Source organism: Bradyrhizobium sp. 170 (assembly GCF_023101085.1).
Taxonomy (GTDB): domain Bacteria; phylum Pseudomonadota; class Alphaproteobacteria; order Rhizobiales; family Xanthobacteraceae; genus Bradyrhizobium.
The window spans coordinates 8490555-8510251 of the sequence record NZ_CP064703.1; the positions used below are offsets into that span (position 1 = coordinate 8490555).

The following is a 19697-nucleotide window of genomic DNA, read 5'->3' on the forward strand; positions in this document are numbered from 1 at the left end:
TGCGCTTTGCCCACCCTACGATTCTACGTTCTTTAGCGCGCTCTGTAGGATGGGTAGAGCGCAGCGAAACCCATCACGCTTCCGCGCAGGGACTTGATGGGTATCGTTTCGCTCCACCCATCCTACGTTCTTCTCACTTCGTCAGCAGCGCAAACGCGCCGTTCCAGTCTGCCGGCGGCGGATTTTCGAGATAGCCGCGGATGCGGGCTTCGTAGAGATTGTAAAGCAGCTCCAGCGAATTTGCTTCGTCGGTCTTGCGGCCGCGCGCGATGGCCGCGAGCGCGCCGTCCCAGTCGCGGTTGCGATAGCAGGCGAGCATCTCGATGGTCAGATTGCGCAGGCGCTGGAAGCGGCCGGACTGCGCGGTGTCCTCGCGGCCGGCGATGGCGTAGATCACCTCCGGCTCCTTCTTGCCCTTCACCATGATGAAGTCGAGTTCGAGGATTGCGAACCTGTCCTTGACCGCCAGCGCGGTCCTGGAGCCGATGATGATCGGGAAGCCGTATTCCTTCGACTGCCCTTCGAGGCGCGAGGCCAGATTGACGCTGTCGCCGAACACCGAATAGTTGAACTTGAGATCGGATCCCATGTTGCCGACCACGCAGATGCCGGTATTGAGGCCGACGCCGACATTGAGCGGAATGAATGGACGCCCTTCTTCCTTTGCCTCCTGCTCGCGCGCCTGATTGAGCTCGTCGACGTGTTCCAGCATGTCGAGCGCCGCCTCGCAAGCATTGAGCTCATGGATCTTGTCGTCGAGCGGCGCGTTCCAGAACGCCATGATGGCGTCGCCCATATATTTGTCGATATAGCCTTTGCGCGCGAGGATCGCGTTGGTGAGCGGGGTCAGGAAGCGATTCATCAGCGTGGTGAGGCCCTGCGGATCGTTCTTGTAGGTCTCCGAGATCGAGGTGAAGCCGCGCATGTCGGAGAACATGATGGTCATCTCGCGCTCCTCGCCGCCGAGCACCAGCTTTTCCGGCGACTGCGCGAGCTGCTCCACCAGCACCGGCGACATGTATTGCGCGAAGGCGCCGCGGATCTGCTTGCGCTGTTGCTGCTCGCGCACGAAGCTCGAAAAGATCAGCGTCAGGTAGATCGACGTAGTCGACATCAACGGATAGGTAAAATCGATCAGCAGCCGATGCTGCGCGTAGAAATACACCGACGTTCCGATCAGGGCGGTCGCAAACGCGGCCCCGAGGGCGACCAGCGTGACCGGTCCGAACAAGGGCGCGAACGCGATCACCAGCAGTCCAAACAGAAGCGCGGTCGCGAACTCGACGGCGATGCCGTAGATCGGCGTCGAGATCACCTCGCCTGACAACGTGGTCTCGAGCACCTGGGCGTGGATCTCCACACCGGGCATGGCGCGCGAAACCGGCGTCGTCTTGATGTCGTTGAGGCCGACCGCCGAGGTGCCGATCAGCACCAGCTTGCCGGCGATCATGTCAGGCGCGACGTTCTTTTCCAGCACGTTGATCGCGGGGACATAGATCGAGGCATCGTTGCGGGCATAGTGAACCCAAATCTGGCCATTACGGTCGGTCGGGATCTGAAGACCCTTGATGCCGATGCTCTTGATGCCGGCCTTTTCGGCCTTGATCAGGATCGTGCCCGAACCGGTGGCGACGCGGAGCATCTCGAACGTCAGCGAAGGCATGGTCTGGCCCTGCGCCTGCATGATCATCGGCACCCGCCGCACGATGCCGTCGCGCTCGGGCTTGATCGTGAACAGGCCCCGCCCGGCGGCGGCATGCTCCAGCACCGGCACGTTGCGCAACAGGCCGGGGAAATCGAACATGAAGCGCTGCGGCTCCTCGCCCAGCATCGCGAGCCCGGTGACCGGCAGCGTCTTGTCGAGGGCTGTGATTTCCTCCGGCAACCCGGATTCGCCGAGCACGACGCGGGAAGCCTTGATGGCGTCGGCGAAGACCTGGTCGTTGCTCGGCAGCGCGCGCAGCCTGGCGCGGGTCTCCTCGTCGAGATTGCGGAAGGTGTCGGCCGCATAGGCAGGGTTGAGCCGGTCGGGTTCCGAAAACACCGCGTCGAACGCGATCACGACCGCGCCGAGCCGGGTCAGCTCGGTAATGAGGTCCGCAATCCGGGTGCGCGGCCACGGCCACTGCCCGAGCTTTTCCAGGCTCTTGTCGTCGATATCCACGATTGTGACCGGCCTTGCGGTCTTCTTGCGCGGATCGATGCGCTGGAAGGCATCAAAGGTCCTGACCCGAATTTCCTCGACGGGGGCCGGGTCGGCGACGCGAAGGGCTGCGAACCCGATCAGCAGCGCAAGGCACAGCAGCCGGGCATAGCCGATGCGCCGCTTGAACCACCTCGGTAGGGCCCGGAGCTTCATGGCTTCGATTGTTTGCTAACTGACGGCGCCAGACAAGCCAGAAGATGGCATCGATATCCCTGAGTTAGCGCGGGTGGCGAAGCGCCATACTAGAGCGTTTTCCAGCGAAGTGGAAACCGGTTCGCGTCAAGAAAACGCGTCAAAGCAAAAATCTAGAGCCCCGTTCCGATTCCATCGGAACGGAAAAGGCTCTAGTGATGCGGCGACACGATGAAGTCGCTCGCATGCAGACTGGCGGTGGCAAGCCCCTTGAGGGTGATGGTGTCGCCAGTATCGAGCGTGATCAGCTTGTCGCAGCCGCTGGTCGTCACATGGTCGGGATTGCCAAGCCACGCAGTGATGTTTTCAGCGTTCACGAACTGGGCGAACGCGCGGAGATCGATATGGTCCTCGCCCTGCGTGAAGTCGGTGATCTCATCGGCGCTCGGGTCATATTGGGATTCCGGCGCAAACACGAACTGGTCGGCGCTTGCACCGCCGGTCAGCGTATCATTGCCTTCCGTTGCGAAGATGACGTCCTTTTCGGTCGTCCCTACGAGCGTGGCGCCACCCCATCCGGACTGCTGGAACACGAAGTTCAAGATGTCGCTCTGGCCATTTGCGTCCGTTGCAGTCACCGTGACGATATCGTTCAGCTTGGTATCGCCGTTGTAGTCCGTCGGCGTGTACATGATGCCGTTGGCAAACTGCGCATTGATTTCCGAAACCTTGCCCACATCCACCGGTGAAAGCGTGCCGTGCAAAGCGCTCGCCGTGATCGTCACATCGGAAGCCTGGTCGTCATCGGACAACTTGATGTCAAAAACGGTGGTGGTAACTGCGGCGTCTTCGTTCTCCTCAACCCTGATGCTTTCGGCGCTCAGGACCGGCGCCTCGTTAACCGGCGTGATATCAATGGTCGCGGTGGCGGTTGCGGTCTGGCCGCCACCCGATCCGCTGTTGCCATCGTCGTTGACGGACAGCGTCAGGTCGGTCGATGCGCTCGGATTGTTCGAATTCGCGGTGTAGCTGATCGCGCCGGAATTGTCTCCGGCGAGCAGCGCTTCGATGTAGTCGACCAGTCCGGTGATCGTCACAGCGGACGTACCGTTGCCGGTGACCGAAACGGCATTTGCACCCAGGTCGACATCAAGGATGCCTTCACTGACGGAGAGGGTCACGGTTTCGGTGCTGCCGTTGCCATCGATATCAGCGACATGCAAGCCGGTGCCGCTGATGACCAGCGGCGTTTGTTCAGTCGCAGCGTAATGCGTCGCAGGCGCGGCCGCGGTCGGCGCGTCGTTGACCGCCGTCACTGTCAGCGTTGCGGTATTCGACGTCACAGAGAAGGCGGCGGAGCCGCCCGATGCCGAGACGTCCGCCAGGGTGCCATGGATGCCCGTCGTCTGATCCCACGCCACATACGTGAACGTGTCCGTCCCGCCATCTTCGCCGTCGGGGACGAACCTGACCATGTCGGCCGCCGCCAGCAGCAGGGCAGAGCCGCCCGACACCGCCGGGAAGGCGACGAACGTGCTGCCCTCGGTGGAATATTCCCAGTGGCCATGCGCGCTGGTCGTCGCGGTGATTGCGATGCCTTGCAGCGCGCCGTGATCGACGTCGGCAATGCTGGCTCCGAGGAACGAGGCGACGCTCTGGCCGGCATTCGCGGTCTCGTCTTCGGTAATCGTGATCAGCGACGGAGCCGACGCGGTCAGGACCGGCGCGTCGTTGGTGCCGGTGATGGTGATCGTGAAAGTCTGTGACGTGATCCCGCCATCACCATCGTTGATCGCGACCGTATAGGTCAGCGCAACGGACTCGGTCTCGGCCAGATAATCGAACGCCGTCGAGGCCGCCGAGAACGACAGATCGACCGAACCGGACGACGAGCCGGAATTCTTGGTGACAGCGCCTGGTGTCACCAAGGCAATCAGCGCCACATCGTCGAGCGCAAGGCCTGTCGTTTCACCGGACGCCACCACACCGGTAATCGCAGCGGCATGGCCGACATCGGTCAGGTCGACGTCGGTGAAGCTGACCGGGATCGTCGCGCTCAACGGTGCGGTATCGGTCTGCTCGGTCAGGTTCTGCTGCGCGATATCCGCGATAGCAGGCGCGTCGTCGGTGCCGGTGACCGTAACGACGAAGGTCTTGGGCGTTACCCCGCCATCGCCGTCGTCGATCGAAACCGTATAGGTCAGCGTCAGGACCTCGTCCTTCGCCAGATAGTCGAACGCCGTTGAAGCAGCCGAGAACGACAGATCGACCGAGCCGGCCGACGAACCGGAATTCTTGGTGACAGCGCCGGGCGTCACGAGCGCGATCAGCGCTGTTTCGTCAAGCGCAATGCCTGTGGTGGTGCCGGTCGCCACCGCATGGGTGACCGTCGCGCTATGGCCGACATCGGTCAGATCGACATCGGTGAACGTCACCGGGATGGTCGCGGTCAGCGGCTTGGCGTCGGTCTGTTCGGTCAGATACTGCTGCCCGATGCTGGCGATGACAGGCGCGTCGTCGGTGCCGGTGACGGTGATCACGAAGGCCTTCGGCGTCACGCCGCCATCGCCATCGTCGATCGAAACCGTGTAGGTGAGCGTCAGGATCTCGCCGTTCGCCAGATAGTCGAACGCGGTCGAGACCGCTGAGAATGACAGGTCGACCGAGCCGGCCGAGGAGCCGGCGGCTTTGATCACCGCGCCGGGCGTCACCAGCGCGATCAGCGCGGCCTCGTCAAGCGGAAGGCCCGTGGTGGTGCCGGTCGCCGACGCGCCGCTGATGGTTGCGCTGTGGCCGACATCCGACAGGTCGAGATCGGTGAAATTGACTGATATCGTCGTCGCCAACGGCGCGGTATCGGCCTGCTCGGCGAGGCCCTGCTGCGCGATATCAGCGATGTCAGGCGCATCGTTGCTGCCGTTGACGGTGACGACTATGTCCTGCGAGGTGACGCCGCCAAGATGGTCGTCGACCTCCACCGTGTAGGTCAGCGTGACCATCTCGCCATCGGCGAGGTAGTCGAAATAATTATCCGGCGCCGAGAACGACCAGCTCTTCGAACCCTGCACGCCATCGGTGGAATCGGTAAGCGCCCCCAGCGACAGCCAACTGAGCTGGACCGTGCCGTTGGCAAGCCCCGTCATCACGCCGGAGGCGTGGACGCCTGTGATCTTGACGTCATGCGTATCGGTCAGATCGGCATCGACGAATTTGATCGCACCGCTTGCGGTATCCGGCGCCGCCGAGCCGTGGGTGTCGGCGCGTTCGGCGAGGGTCGCGGTCTGCGGGTCACTGGTAATTTCAGCCGTATCATTGCTGCCGGTGACGGTGACGGTGATCGGCTTGGTCACCACGCCGCCATGCCCGTCATCGACGGTTGCCGTGTAGATCAGCGTCAGGATCTCGCCGTAGGCAAGGAAGTCGAACGCACCGTCGGCCGTGCTGTAACTCCAGCTCGCCGAACCGTCATTGGTATTACTGGGAGACTGCACCACCGTCACCGGCTCATCCACCGCTGATATCGCCGCGAGTTGTTTGGCCGTGAGCTGTGAGGTGACGTCGACGCTGTAGGCGTTCAGGTAGGTGAACGAAGTGAAGGCGGCGCTCGCCACCGGCCGGTCGGTCAGGTCGACGTCGGTGAAGCTGATGGTGCCGTAGGCCGTATGGAGCGCGGTGGACCCCGTCGGGTTGGGCTGGTTGAGGTTCGAAAGCTCGGCAAAGGCATCGTTCGTCGTGGCAATGGTCGGCACGTCGTTGGTGCCGGTGACGACGACGTCGGCGCCATGGATCGAGACCGTGATCGGCGTGGAGACGACGCCGCCATGGCCGTCGTCGACCTGGGCGACGTAGTTGAGGGTCAGCGTCTCGCCCTTGGCGATGAAGTCGAACTTGCTGTCCTCAATGCTGTAGGTCCAGGTCGCCGAGCCGTTGTGGGTGTTTCCGGCCGTCTGCACCACGCTCAGCGGCACCTCAACGGCCAGGATCGCCGCCAACTGCGCCGGCGTCAGCGTCGCGGTGACGTCGTTACCCTCTGCATCGTAATAGCGGAACGGATCGGTTGCGGAGATCGCCGCGCTGACGACGGGACGGTCGGTCAGGTCGACGTCGACGAAGGTGACGGTGCCGGTCACGGTATCGACCGCCGTATTGCCGGTGCCGATCCGCTCCGTGATCGTGCCGCCGGTCGCGGAAAGCGTCGGCTTGTCGTTGGTGCCGGTGATGACGATCGTAAACGGCACGAACGTCGTCTCGTTGTTCGGCGCGTAGTTGTTGTCGACCCGCGCCAGATAGGTCAGCGTCAGAGTCTCGCCGACGGCCAGGAAGTCGAAGGCGCCATCGGCAATGTTGTAGGTCCAGGTCGCCTGGCCGGTGTTCTTGCCGTTGGGGTCCTGCGCCACGGAGAGCGGCACTTCGACCGCCTTGATCGCGGCCAGTTGCTCCGCCGTCAGCGTGGCGGTGACGTTGGCGCCCTGCGCGTTCTGATAGGCAAAGGAAGAAAACTGCGCACTGACGCTCGGAATATCGCCGGCGTTGAGATCAACATAGTTGACCGTGCCGGACGTGCTGTCGATGGCGGCGCTGCCGGTGAGAACGGCGCGTTCGGTAAACGCGCCGCCAGACGCGGCCGCCTGCGGCGGGCCGGGAATGTGCACGAGCTTGGGTTCGGGGCCCGACGCCGGAGCGGGTGCCGGCTTGTCCGGGATGTTGAGGAGATGAAGCGTAACCGGGACGAGATCGTTGCTGGCTAGCCTGAGGAACACCGTTTCCGGAACGATCGTATCGGTGTGGTTGGTCGTGAGCTTGGTGTTCGGGTTGTTCAGGTCGGTGAACTTCAGCGAGAACACGTCGCTGATGATCTTCTGCGCGTCGGGCGACAGTTGCACGGACGACTGGAAGCTGACCGAGCCCTGGCCATTGATGATCGTCTGCGTGCCGGCCCGGTTGACGGTTGCGATCTGTGTCAGCGTGGTCTTGTCGAACAGGATGTAGGAGCCGGTGGTGCCGTCGGGCTCGACCAGCACCTGGAATTTCGCCGGCGGCGCACCGCCCTGCGACGGCACCTCGAAATCGATCTCGACCAGCACCGCGGTGCCGCGGATGCCCATGGTCGCGACCGGAGTGTCGACCTTCATGTCGCCTTTCTTGGCGGTGGCGCCGGCGACGAACGAAATCGTGCCCTGCACCAGGCTGAGCAGCGATTTGTTGTCCGACCCGTTGGGGTCGTAGATCATTTCGTTCAGCACCATCTTGGCGTTCGACGCGAGGCCGAACACGGTGCCGTCGATGAAGGTGATGCCGAGCGTCGAATCGGAGCCGGACTGGACGACGTCGCCTTTGTGGACGGTGTCACCCTGGTTCAGGATGATCGAGACGCCGTTGCGGATCGCGGTCGCGCTGCCCGTCAGCTTGGTGACATGGCCGATGAGCGCAGGCGCGACGCTGGCGCTGCCGTCGGCCTGCGCGAACTGGGTGTGCCCAGCCAGCGCGTTGACGATGTCACCGGTGAGGTGGGCACCGTCGGGCGAAGCCAGTGCGGCGCGTTTCTCGCCCTTGAAGTACTCACGCAGCACGAGCTCGTGGTCGCCACTGGTGAGGACCAGGTCGACACCCGACCGCTTGAAGTCGCCGTGGAACAGCAGATGAGCGTCAGAAATAATTATGGCGTCGGACGGCGCATGTGTCGAAACCTTGTCGACATGGAAATTGCCGGAAGGCGAAAGATGGCCGGGCTGTGACAGCAGCCCCAGATCAATTTCCACGCCGGAATCAGGGCCGAGGCCGCCCGATCCGAATTTACCGGCGTAGTTCAATGGGGCACCAAATTCTAAATGGTTAAGAATTATGAAATTTCCCTGCGGAGTTTTGATACCACGCAGGTAAGGAACACAAAAGCAGGCATGCCGCGAATACCCTCGATATGGGGTAAGTCTGCAACAGGACCGAAAAGGTCCGGGAAAGTGTCGGGCGAAAGTGTGGCGAGGAAAAGGCGAGCCCTGACCGGACCTACCGAAAAACAGGCACGGCCCCTGGCCCAGGCATAAAAAACAAGCAGTCATAATAGCTTATCTTTGCCGCACCGCACCGAACGCAACTTCCCAAGAGGAGAGACAGCCGCCTGGCAGCCGGTCACTTGGCCGGATCGTTGGATGCGTATTGTCAGCCGGCATCCCGTTCGCGCGATCCAGAGCAGGTTGTAATCGTCCGCCCGAGAGTCCCTCCAGCAGGGTTAATTCGGTGACCCGCGATTCTTTCGAAATCGTAAATATTGCACCGTCTGCCGCGGCCCTTCCGGGTTAGCGGATCGACGCCGCAGCCGATTCCATCGCCGCCACGTCCGGACGGATCGATAAAATTGTCTGCAAACCGGCGAGACCAGGTTCAGGCTGTTTCGCTCTTCGCGGCCAGCTTCCCCTTCGCCTTAAGCAGATCAAAAGCCCCCGCGCCCATCCTGCCCCTTCCGAAATGATCCGGACACGAGCAGGCAGAGCAAGCCCGCCGATGCCCGGACAAGGGGCGTCAGATGGGGTTGTCAGTCACCTCGCGCGCATGGCGTGCGGGCATCGTCGCGTGCGGCCTGGCCTGGTTCGGACCTGCCGACCTGCGGGCCGAGACAGCGGAGCCATCGGCGCCGGCGGAGCTGATCCACCGATCGGCCGAGCCGTTCGGGCTTGCCGCATCTTCCCTCCCAAGCGGTGGACTGCGCGACAAATGGCTCGGCGTGCAACGCCGGCTCGACGACGAAATGGTGCAGCTTGCGCTCTGCGAAGGCGACCGTGACGGCTGCGTGTCACCGGCCGCGCTGAAATTCCTCGACATCGTCGACGCCGCCCGATTACGCGAAGGCCGCGCCCGCCTCGGCGAAATCAACCGCGCCATTAATCTCGCCATCCGGCCGATGAGCGACCTCGCCCAACACGGCCAGATCGACGTCTGGACACCGCCGCTCGCAACGCTCGCGCGTGGCGGTGGCGACTGCGAGGATTATGCGATTGCGAAATTCACAGCCTTGCGCCGCGCCGGCCTCGCGCCCGACGATGTCAGGATCGTGGTGCTGCGCGATACCATCCATGGCGAGGATCATGCGGTGGCCGCCGCCCGGCTGGACGGCCGCTGGCTGACGCTCGACAACCGCCGCATGGCGATGGTCGAGGATGCCGACGTCAGAAATTTCCGGCCGACATTCGTGATCGATCAACACGGCGTAATGAAATACATCGATGCCCCCCTGCTCGCCGACGCCTCGGGCAATAATTCTGTGGCTTCGCTCGTCGTGAGTTCTCTGGCCATCTCCGCGTCCCCGCCATTCGAACGCGCCGACTGACGAATGACGGCGCGCAATTATTGCGCGGCGACGGCTGACAACAATCTGCTTTGCTTGCCTGATCTTCCTTGCCCTCGTGGCCGATGGTGCGCTGCAGCCGGTATACCAGCTTGCATTCACTTCGTGAAAACATGGCGAGACAAATTTTCTCTTTTTCATTTCGTGCCCCGCCTCGATTGACGCGATCCTTCCCACCGGCATAGCATTCCACCAGATCCGCTAGAGATCACTGGGAGGGGATTAAGATGACACGTCCGCCGCGCGTTGATTCTGCTTGCCGTTTGTTTCCTGAAATTGCCGTTACTTCCCGTCGATCGGTGCGCCTTGCGCGGGCCGCGATCGCAATCGGGCTGGGCCTGACGCTATCCTGCAGCGCTGCACTCGCGCAGAGCCCCGCCAAGGGATCGCCCGAGCACATCAAGGCCGTGACGTCGGCGGTCGACGGCGCCTCGATCAAGGCCAACACGGCAACGTCGAACGACTGGCCGACCATCGGCCTCGATTACGCCGAGACGCGCTTTTCCAAGCTCAACCAGATCAACGCCGACAACGTCAAGAAGCTCGGACTGGTCTGGACCTATCCGCTGGAATCCTCCCGCGGCGTCGAAGCGACGCCGGTCGTTGTCGACGGCATCATGTACCTGACCGCGTCCTGGAGCGTGGTGCACGCCGTCGACGTACGCACCGGCAAGCGGCTGTGGACCTACGATCCGAAGATCGATCGCGAGAAGGGCTATAAGGGCTGCTGCGACGTGGTCAATCGCGGCGTCGCGCTGTGGAAGGGCAAGGTGTTCGTCGGCGCCTATGACGGCCGGCTGATCGCGCTCGATGCCGTCAACGGCAAGGTGATCTGGGAAAAGGACACCCTGATCGACAAGGAGCACTCCTACACCATCACCGGCGCGCCGCGGGTCTTCAACGGCAAGGTGCTGATCGGCAATGGCGGCGCCGAATATGGCGCGCGCGGCTATGTCACCGCCTATGACGCCGAGACCGGCAACCAGGCCTGGCGCTGGTTCACGGTGCCGGGCGATCCGTCAAAGCCGTTCGAGGATGAATCGATAGCGGCGGCGGCCAAGACCTGGGATCCCGCCGGCAAATACTGGATCAACGGCGGCGGCGGCACCGCGTGGGACACCATCACCTTCGATCCCGATCTCAACATGGTCTATATCGGCACCGGCAACGGCTCGCCGTGGAACCGCGACCTGCGCAGTCCTGCCGGCGGCGACAACCTCTATCTCGCCTCGCTGGTGGCGCTGAACGCCGACACCGGAAAATACATCTGGCACTACCAGGAAACGCCCGGCGATCATTGGGACTACACCTCGACCCAGCCGATGATCCTCGCCGACATCACGATCGACGGCGCGCCAAGAAAAGTCATTCTGCACGCGCCGAAGAACGGCTTCTTCTTCGTGGTCGACCGCACCAACGGAAAATTCATCTCGGCGAAGAACTTCGTCGATGTGAACTGGGCGACCGGCTACGACGCCAACGGACGGCCGATCGAGGTGCCGGCGGCACGCGGTGCAGAAGCCTATGACAGCATTCCCGGTCCGTACGGCGCCCACAACTGGCATCCGATGTCGTTCAATCCGCAGACCGGCCTCGTCTATCTGCCGGCGCAGGGCATCCCGGTGAACCTGACGCCGGAAAAGATGTTCAAGCATAATGCCCAGGAGCCCGGCAAATTCGCCTCCGCGGCAGGCTGGAATGTCGGCTTCATGCTGGATGCGACCCCTCCGAAGAACAAGCCCTTCGGACGGCTGCTGGCCTGGGATCCGGTGAAGCAGAAAGAAGCCTGGCGCGCTGAATATATCGCGCCGTGGAATGGCGGCACGCTGACGACGGCCGGCAACCTTGTATTTCAGGGGACAGCCGACGGGCGCTTCATCGCCTACAATGCCACCACGGGCGAAAAGCTTTGGGAGAGTCCGACCGGCACCGGCGTGGTGGCGGCCGCCTCGACCTACATGATCGACGGCAAGCAATACGTCTCCGTAGCCGTCGGCTGGGGCGGCGTGTTCGGAATTGCGGTGCGCGTGACCGAGCTTCGGAGCCCGGGCACGGTCTACACCTTCGCCATCGACGGCAAGGCGCCGCCGCCGGCCTTCGTCAAGTACCAGACCGAGGGCCTGCTCGCCGGCGTGAAGTACGATCCGAAGGACGTGCCGGAAGGCACCGCGCTCTATGTCACCGCCTGCGCCCAGTGCCATGGCGTGCCGGGCGTCCACAACGGCGGCAATGTCCGAAACCTCGGCTACGTCCCCAAGGAGACGATCGAGAACCTGAAGGACATGGTGTTCAAGGGGCCGTTCCGCGACCAGGGCATGCCCGACTTCACGGGCAAGCTGACCGAAGCGGATGTCGCAAAAATCGCGGCCTTCATCCAGGGCACCGCGGACGCGATAAGGCCGAAGTAACGAAGTCGTTCCGGGGCACGCGCAAGCGCGAACCCGGAATCTCCATCATCCAAACAGAGGGGCTGCGCGAGACGATCGCGCAGCCCTTTTACGTTCTGACATGAAGCGCGACAAAGCTACGCCAATCCGCTCGCTCAGTCCTCGTCCTCTACCCAGAGACAGCCGGCCTTGTCTGCTCCCACGACAAGAACGCCCATGTCGAACGTCGCCGGGGTAGCAGGTGTCCAGGCGTTGGGAATCGCCGCGGCATTTGAGAAGAACTCGACGTTCTGTCCATCGAACAACGCCACGAACTGCCGCCAGAGATCGGCAGCATCCGAGATGCTCATGATCGTCGAACCGTAAGCCAGATCGGCAGAGAGAACGCGGGTCGCGATTTCTTGTGCCTCCATTCCTCCGATGGTTCGGTAGATTGTGTCGTCATCGGCCAGTCCAAAGGCACGCGCGGCGTCAGCCACCGTCATCCTGCCCGCGACGACACCGCACCTCGTATTCCCTGGCCGACGCTTGCGCCGGATCCTGTCGCAGATGTCGATCTCTCGGTTCGCCAAGGCCGCCTTTTCCTCGAATTCGTATTCCAACGCGAGCAGAACTGCAGGTCGCAATAACGAGTGTAGCGCGCCATGCTTGATCGGCAAAAAGAAAGGGCTGCGCGATCATCTCGCGCAGCCCCTTGTCGTTAAAGCCTGTTGGCCGTTGGAGCAAAGCGCTCCGTCAGAACATCAAATTGTCCTTCACCAGCACCCAGCGGCCGTTCTTGATCTGCTGGACCTGGGTAATCGTGCTGGCGAGATGGTTGGTCTTCGAGAAGACGGTGGCCGGCGAGTTGAAGATGTCCATGAACTTGTCGCCCGATTCCAGTGCATCGAGCATCTTCTGTCCCGTCAGGTCCTTGCCCGCCTTGTTCGCGTAGTGGGCGAAGGTCATGACGGAGTTGTAGCCGATGATGGCCTGGGTGTTGGCGTCGGAGCCGAACATCTTCTTGTAGTTGGCCAGCCAATCCTTGACCTTGCCCTTGGCCGTATCCTCGTAGGGGATCTCGAAAGCGGCCGCGGCGTAAAGCCCTTCCACGGCTTCCTTGCCGAGCGCCGGCACTTCAAGCACGTTGGTCGGCGTGGCGCCGAGGAAGGTGACGTCCCAGCCGAGCTTCTTGGCTTCGCCCATCGCGCCGATGGTTTCGCGGATCACGGTGCCGAGCACGACCACATCGCAGCCGTCGGCCTTCATCTTGGCGACCTGCGCGCTGAAGTCGGAGGCGCCGCGCTTGTAGCTGGTGACCGACGCGGGCGTCAGCTTCATCGCGGCAACCTGCTGGGTGAAGCCGTCAAGCACGTTCTTTCCGTACTCGTCGTCCTGATGCATGATGCAGGGCTTCTTGAAGCCCTTCGCTTCGACCATGTACTTGACCACGGCGCGCGTGCTCTCGACATAGGGCAGCAGGTTGCTGAATTTCAGCCGCTCCTGCGGCTTCGCCGGATCGAATTTGAAGGTGAATTCGGCTGCCGTCAGCGGAAACAGCTGCAGCACCCCTGCGTCAAACAGAATATCCTGCGAGGCGAGCACCGTCGGCGAACCCATCGGCCCGACCATGGCGAAGACCTTGTCGCGCTCGACCATCTTCTGCGACGCCAGCACGGCGCGCTTCGGATCGTAGCCGCTGTCCTCCAGGATCAGCTTGATCTTGCGGCCGTGGATGCCGCCGGCCGCGTTGACCTCTTCCACCGCCATCTTCATGCCGTTGGAAACCGGAACGCCCCAGACCTTGATCGGGCCGGACAGGTCCTGATGCGTGCCGATGACGATCTCGGCGGCCGAGATGCCGTCATTGGTGACCTTGGTTTGGGCTGCGGCCGGCAGTTGGGTCAGCGCAAGGGCGCTCACCGCAAGGCCCAGCGCCTTGAACGATTTCGACATTGCAGTCTCCTCTTCGTTTGGCCCGTGTTGAGCGAAGGGTGGGGCCTTCTCAATCCTTCGCCGTTTTCAAAAAAAATCCGCTCGAAAAATTCCGTTTCAAGCCTCGTTAGTTACAAGTCCCATTGGCTACGCCACCGCCCGCTCGCCATACATGGCGTTGATTTCGGCGGCATAACGCTTGTTCACGAAACTGCGCTTCAGCTTCATGGTCGGCGTCAACTCCTCGTCCTCAGGCGTGAGCTGACGTTCGATCAGGTAGAACTTCTTGATGGTTTCGACGCGGGCGAAGTTGACGTTGACCGCCTCGATCTCGCGCTGGATCAGGTCCTGGATTTCGGGGGCACGGCAAAGACTTGCGTAGTTGGTGAAGGGAATGTCGTGGTCCTGCGCGAACTTCTCGACATTCTCCTGGTCGATCATGAGCAGGCACGTCAGATAAGGCCGCTTGTCGCCGATCACCACGGCGTCGGAGACGTAAGGCGAGAACTTCAGCTGGTTCTCGATTTCCGACGGCGTGATGTTCTTGCCGCCGGAGGTGATGATGATGTCCTTCATCCGGTCGGTGATCTTGACGAAGCCTTCATTGTCGATCGAGCCGACGTCGCCGGTGTGCAGCCATCCTTTGGCGTCGATGGTCTCCGCGGTCTTTTCCGGCTGGTTCAGATAACCCATGAACAGGAAGTCGCCGCGGATCAGGATCTCGCCCTGCGGTGAAATCGCGACTTCGCCCCAGGGCGCGGCCTTGCCGACCGAACCGAGCTTGATGCGATCGGGCGGCATCACGGTGGCGACCCCGCAATTTTCGGTCTGGCCGTAGACCTCGCGCATGTCGATGCCGAGCGCGAGATACCAGCGGATCAGATCGGGCGCGATCGGGGCCGCGCCGGTAAAGGCCAGCCGACAACGGTCGAGACCGAGCATGCGGCGGATGTTGCGGAACACCAGATAGTAGGCGGCGCTGTTGGCGAGCCGCAGCGACAATGGCGGGGTATCGCCCTGCAGCTTGTATTCCGTCACGCGATTGCCGATCGCGAGCGCGTTGCGGTACATCCACTTCTGGAAGTTGGTCGCATCCTTCAGCGCGATCGTGATTCCGGAATAGAACTTCTCCCAGACCCTGGGCACCGCGAGGAAGGCGGTCGGCTGCACCTCGCGCAGATTGTCCGGCACGGTTTCCGGGCTCTCGGCGAAATTCATCACCGATCCCAGCGCCAGCGAGACGTAATAGCCGCCGATCCGCTCGGCGACGTGGCAGAGCGGCAGGAACACCAGCCGCTCTTCATTGTCGGTCGACGGAAACAGATCGTTGGCGTGGCGCATCTGATGCGTCACGCTGCGATTGGAATGCATGGCGCCCTTTGGCGGGCCCGTGGTGCCTGACGTGTAGACGAGGATGGCGAGATCGGACGCTGAGCGGCTTCCGATCATCTCGTCCCACAGCGCTTCTTTCCCTTGGGCGTGGTTACGCCCGAGCGCCATGAACTCGGCCAGCGACAGCACCATCGGGTCGGTAAAGCCGCTCAGGCCCTCCATGTCGAACACGACGATCTTCTGCAATGTCGGGCACCGCGAACGGCACGACAGGATCTTGTCGAGCTGCTCCTCGTCCTCGGCGAAGATCACTTTTGTCGAGGAATCGTTGATCAGATACTCGACCTGCACGGATGAGTCGGTCGGATAGATTCCGGAAGAGACGCCGCCGGCGCACAGGATGCCCATGTCGGCATAGACCCATTCCGGCACCGCGTTGGCGATGATCGAGGCGACGTCGCCGGGCCGGAAGCCTGACGCATGCAGGCCGTAGGCGATATCCCTGGATATCTGCAGCCACTCGCGCCAACTGGTCGGCTGCCAGATGCCGAATTTCTTTTCACGGATCGCCGGCCGGTCGCCGCGGGTTTCCACGGACTTCAGAAAACTCTTCGCGATCGTGTCGGCGACCGTCAGCACTGCCGGTCTGGCCATGCTCTCTTCCTCCCTCTGTCGCCTGCTTCGCCGGTCTTGTCAGCCGGTCTTGCTTCTTGAAGCAGGGCCTGAATCTAGCTCTAACTCGTTCTGAACGCCATGCTTTTGACTGCGACGGTTAACGCCAGGCCTTCTAACGCCATGTCTTCTTCTTTTTCCAGCGCCGTTCGCCGCGGGCGCCCTCTTCCTTGGCGCCGAGATAGAATTCCTGGATGTCCTTTGAATTCATCAGCCGTTCGCAGGTGTCATTCATGACGACCCGGCCGATTTCCAGCACATAGCCGTAATGGGCGGTCTCCAGCGCCACCTTGGCGTTCTGCTCGACCAGCAGGATCGACATGCCCTGCTCCTCGTTGACGCGCTTGATGATGGTAAAGATCTCCTTCACCAGGATCGGCGACAGGCCGAGCGACGGCTCATCCAGAAGTAGCAGGGTCGGACGGTTCATCAGCGCCCGCCCGATCGCCAGCATCTGCTGCTCGCCGCCGGAAAGCTGCCCCGCAGGCTGGTTGATGCGCTCCCTCAGCCGCGGGAAATAGCCGTAGACCCGATCAAGATCCTCAGCGACGCCGCTGCGATCCTTGCGCGGATAGGCCCCCATCATCAGGTTCTCGCGCACGGAGAGGAACGGGAACACCTCACGCCCCTCCGGCACATGGCTTAAGCCCAGCCGCACGATCTTGTCGGCTTCCACGCGCTGTATCGGCTTGCCCAAAAATTCGATCGAGCCTTTTTGTGGATCGAGAATACCGGAGATGGTTTTCAGCACGGTGGTCTTGCCGGCGCCGTTGGCGCCGAGCAGCGTGACGATCTGGCCGCGCGGCACTTCGAGGCTGATACCGCGTATCGCCTGAATCGGTCCGTAATAGCTCTCGATATTGCTGAGCTTGAGGATGATGTCGGAAGCGCTCATGGCATCATCCTCATGCGCCGAGATAGGCGGCGACGACGTCGGGATGGCGCTGTACCTCGGACGGCGAGCCCATCGCGAGCACGCGGCCGTAGTTGAGCGCAATCACGCGGTCGGAGACGCGGTTGACCAGCGTCATGTCGTGTTCGACCATCAGCACGGTGATGCCGAGCTCGGTCTTCATGTCGCGGATCCAGAACGACATGTCGTCGGTCTCCTCGACGTTCAGCCCGGATGACGGCTCGTCCAGCAGGATCAGTTTCGGCTCCGAGCACAGCGCACGCGCGAGCTCGATCACCTTGCGGACGCCGTAGGGCAGCCCCGAGATCAGCTTGTCGCGATAGGCTTCGAGATCGAGGAATTCGATCACCTGCTCGACGCGGCGGCGATGGACCTTTTCGCCGGCGCGCACGCTCGGCATGAACAGCAATTCCTGCCAGAGCTGCGTGGTGGAGTGCCGGTGACGGCCGACCAGCAGGTTGCTCAGCATGGTCGCATTCTCGAACAGCTCGATGTTCTGGAAGGTGCGGGCAATGCCGAGGCCTGCAATCTCGTAGGCCGGCTGCTCGGTGATGTCCTGGTCTTCGAAAAAGATCCTGCCTGAAGTGGGCGGATAGATCCGCGAGATCAGGTTGAAGATCGAACTCTTGCCTGCACCGTTGGGGCCGATGATCGAGAGAATCTCACCCTTCTCCACCGCGAAGCTGACGGAATCGACCGCCTTCAGGCCGCCGAAGTGCAAAGACAGGTTTTCTGCACGGAAATAGCTCATCGGTTCCGCTCCGATTTCACATAGATTTTCTGACGCTTGAAGGTGGCGCGCTTGTAGAGCGGGAATAGCTGGAAGAAGAGCTTTATCTTCAGCCAGCGCCCGTACAGACCGAGCGGCTCGAACAGCACGAACAGCACGATGATCACCCCGTAGATAGCGCCCTTCAGGCCGTTGGCGGAGGCAATGGCGGCGACGTTGCTGTGAATCTTCGACGCGGTCACGCTGTCCGCGCCCAACGTTGCGAAGATGCCCGCGATTATGACGGGCAAGTCGTCCTTCAGATAGGTCAGGAACGGATCGATCATGACCAGGAAGATCGCGCCGAGCACCGCGCCATGCAGGCTGAAAGTGCCGCCGATCAGGATCACGATGATGAACTCGATCGAGAGCTGCAGCGTGAACATTTCCGGAGAGATGAAGGAGAGCTTGTGCGCGAACAGCACGCCGGCGAGGCCAGTGATCGCCGCGCTGATCGCAAACGACTTCACCTTGTAGAGCGAGACGTTGACGCCCATGCTGCGCGCCGCCGTTTCGCTGTCGCGGATCGCGACGAAGGCGCGCCCCGTGGGCGAGCGCAACAGGTTGAGCGTGCCGACGATGGTCAGGATCAACACGCCGAGACAAAGGAAGTAGAAGGTCGGACCGTTTTGCGGCACCGCCTGCCCGAACAGGCTCAAGGTCTTGACGCGCATGCCCTCATTGCCGTGGGTCACGCTTTCCCAGCGCGCCAGCACTTCCTCGACGATGAAGGCAAAGGAAATCGTCGCGATGACGAGGTAGATGCCCGTCAGCCGCAGCGCGGGAAACCCGACCAGCGCACCGACCACGCCGGTCAACAGGCCACCGGCCAGGAAGTAGACCGGGAACGGAACGTTGTATTGCTGCAGATAGGCCGCCGTATAGGCGCCGATCGCCAGAAACGCGGCGTGGCCGAGCGAGGCCTGCCCGGTGAAGCCAGTGAGAATCATCAAGCCTACGCCCACCGTGGCGTAGATGCAGACGAACACCAACTGGCTGACCAGATAGCTCGACAGCACGAACGGCGCGATCACAAGAAACGCCAGCAGGATGCCATAGGAGACGACGTAGCCGCTGTGCGGAAACAGCCTGATGTCGTCTTCGTAATCCGTCTTGAAGAGGAACCGCATTAGACCTTCTTCCGCGTATGAATACCGAACAGGCCTTCGGGCTTGAGCAACAGCACCACCAGAAGAACGATGTAGGGCGCGACGTCCTTCCAGCCCTGCGGCAGGTAGAATCCGGCCATGCTCTCGATCACGCCGATCAGCACGCCGCCCACCACCGCGCCGGGGATGGAGCCGAAGCCGCCGAGCACCGCGGCGGGAAACGCTTTCAGGCCGAGCACGAGACCGACATTGGAGTGAATGAAGGTGATCGGCGCCAGCAGCACGCCGGCGGCAGTCGCGACCGCCGCGCTGATCGCCCACACAATCGACACCACACGCTTGACCGGAATGCCCATGTAGTAGGCGGCCAGCATGTTCTCGGAGCTGGCGCGCATCGCGGTGCCGAGCGTGGTGCGATTGAAGAATAAATACAGCAGCGCGCAAAGGATGACGGTCGCGGCGATCACCGAGAGCTTGTCGTATGCCAGCACCAGCGAGCCGATCCGTAACACGCCGTCGCTGAACGGCGTGTCGATCTTGAAATCGTCGGTGCCCCAGATCATGCCGACCACGGAGCGCAGGAAGTATCCGAGCCCGATCGTCGCCATGATGATGGAAAACTGCGGATAGCCGAGAATCGGACGCACCACGACGCGTTCGGCCAGCATGCCGAACGCCGCCATGGCGATGACTGCGCCGGCGAATCCGAGCCAGTAATTGAGACCGAGCATGCCGATGAAGGTGAAGGCGAAGAACCCGCCCAGCATCATCAAATCGCCTTGGGCGAAATTGACGACCTCGGTTGCCTTGTAAACGAGCACAAAACCGAGCGCGATCAAGCCGTAAACGCAGCCGAGCGCAATGCCACTCACCAGCTGCTGAACGAAGTCCAGCATCATTTCCCTCCCCGATGCCAGGCGATTC

At 62.1% G+C, this 19697-nt stretch carries 11 protein-coding genes; 2 read left to right on the plus strand and 9 right to left on the minus strand.

Going from position 1 to position 19697, the window contains the following annotated elements; translation table 11 throughout:
• Positions 1-133 precede the first annotated feature (133 nt).
• On the minus strand, positions 134-2359 hold the full coding sequence (locus IVB05_RS40055) for an adenylate/guanylate cyclase domain-containing protein (protein ID WP_247781574.1): 2226 nt from the start codon (positions 2357-2359) through the stop codon (positions 134-136).
• 191 nt (positions 2360-2550) lie between these two features.
• On the minus strand, positions 2551-8148 hold the full coding sequence (locus IVB05_RS40060; protein ID WP_247781575.1) for a VCBS domain-containing protein: 5598 nt from the start codon (positions 8146-8148) through the stop codon (positions 2551-2553).
• A gap of 710 nt (positions 8149-8858) precedes the next feature.
• Between IVB05_RS40060 and IVB05_RS40065 the strand changes: the two genes are divergently transcribed.
• Both IVB05_RS40065 and IVB05_RS40070 read left to right on the plus strand, forming a co-directional pair.
• Positions 8859-9659: a transglutaminase-like cysteine peptidase gene (locus IVB05_RS40065; RefSeq protein WP_247781576.1), complete on the plus strand. Its 801-nt coding sequence runs from the start codon at positions 8859-8861 to the stop codon at positions 9657-9659.
• Between the two features lie 245 nt (positions 9660-9904).
• Positions 9905-12085 (plus strand): PQQ-dependent dehydrogenase, methanol/ethanol family, encoded by a 2181-nt coding sequence (locus tag IVB05_RS40070; RefSeq protein ID WP_247781577.1) that lies wholly within the window; start codon positions 9905-9907, stop codon positions 12083-12085.
• Between the two features lie 134 nt (positions 12086-12219).
• Here the strand turns inward: IVB05_RS40070 and IVB05_RS40075 are convergent, their stop codons facing one another.
• From IVB05_RS40075 to IVB05_RS40105, 7 genes are all read right to left on the minus strand, one after another.
• The gene (locus IVB05_RS40075; protein WP_247781578.1) at positions 12220-12723 is read right to left on the minus strand and encodes a hypothetical protein; all 504 of its coding nucleotides are present in this window, start codon (positions 12721-12723) and stop codon (positions 12220-12222) included.
• A gap of 76 nt (positions 12724-12799) precedes the next feature.
• Positions 12800-13999, minus strand: a complete 1200-nt coding sequence (locus tag IVB05_RS40080; RefSeq protein WP_247781579.1) for an ABC transporter substrate-binding protein — start codon at positions 13997-13999, stop codon at positions 12800-12802.
• Positions 14000-14125: 126 nt separating this feature from the next.
• Positions 14126-15964: an AMP-dependent synthetase/ligase gene (locus tag IVB05_RS40085; protein WP_247781580.1), complete on the minus strand. Its 1839-nt coding sequence runs from the start codon at positions 15962-15964 to the stop codon at positions 14126-14128.
• A 133-nt stretch (positions 15965-16097) separates the two neighbouring features.
• Positions 16098-16877, minus strand: coding sequence for an ABC transporter ATP-binding protein (locus IVB05_RS40090; RefSeq protein ID WP_247781581.1), 780 nt, complete (start codon positions 16875-16877; stop codon positions 16098-16100).
• A 10-nt stretch (positions 16878-16887) separates the two neighbouring features.
• Positions 16888-17646, minus strand: a complete 759-nt coding sequence (locus IVB05_RS40095; RefSeq protein WP_247781582.1) for an ABC transporter ATP-binding protein — start codon at positions 17644-17646, stop codon at positions 16888-16890.
• A complete protein-coding gene (locus IVB05_RS40100) occupies positions 17643-18794 on the minus strand; it encodes a branched-chain amino acid ABC transporter permease (RefSeq protein ID WP_247781583.1) in 1152 nt (383 codons plus the stop codon). Before IVB05_RS40100 ends, IVB05_RS40095 begins: the two co-directional genes overlap by 4 nt.
• Positions 18794-19669 (minus strand): branched-chain amino acid ABC transporter permease, encoded by an 876-nt coding sequence (locus IVB05_RS40105; RefSeq protein ID WP_108512250.1) that lies wholly within the window; start codon positions 19667-19669, stop codon positions 18794-18796. Before IVB05_RS40105 ends, IVB05_RS40100 begins: the two co-directional genes overlap by 1 nt.
• Positions 19670-19697 lie beyond the last annotated feature (28 nt).

Coding starts and splice junctions, on each gene's coding strand:
- IVB05_RS40055 (WP_247781574.1), bottom strand. CDS start 2,359: ATGAAGCTCCGGGCCCTACCGAGGTGGTTCAAGCGGCGCATCGGCTAT.
- IVB05_RS40065 (WP_247781576.1), top strand. CDS start 8,859: ATGGGGTTGTCAGTCACCTCGCGCGCATGGCGTGCGGGCATCGTCGCG.
- IVB05_RS40070 (WP_247781577.1), top strand. CDS start 9,905: ATGACACGTCCGCCGCGCGTTGATTCTGCTTGCCGTTTGTTTCCTGAA.
- IVB05_RS40080 (WP_247781579.1), bottom strand. CDS start 13,999: ATGTCGAAATCGTTCAAGGCGCTGGGCCTTGCGGTGAGCGCCCTTGCG.
- IVB05_RS40085 (WP_247781580.1), bottom strand. CDS start 15,964: ATGGCCAGACCGGCAGTGCTGACGGTCGCCGACACGATCGCGAAGAGT.
- IVB05_RS40090 (WP_247781581.1), bottom strand. CDS start 16,877: ATGAGCGCTTCCGACATCATCCTCAAGCTCAGCAATATCGAGAGCTAT.
- IVB05_RS40095 (WP_247781582.1), bottom strand. CDS start 17,646: ATGAGCTATTTCCGTGCAGAAAACCTGTCTTTGCACTTCGGCGGCCTG.
- IVB05_RS40100 (WP_247781583.1), bottom strand. CDS start 18,794: ATGCGGTTCCTCTTCAAGACGGATTACGAAGACGACATCAGGCTGTTT.
- IVB05_RS40105 (WP_108512250.1), bottom strand. CDS start 19,669: ATGCTGGACTTCGTTCAGCAGCTGGTGAGTGGCATTGCGCTCGGCTGC.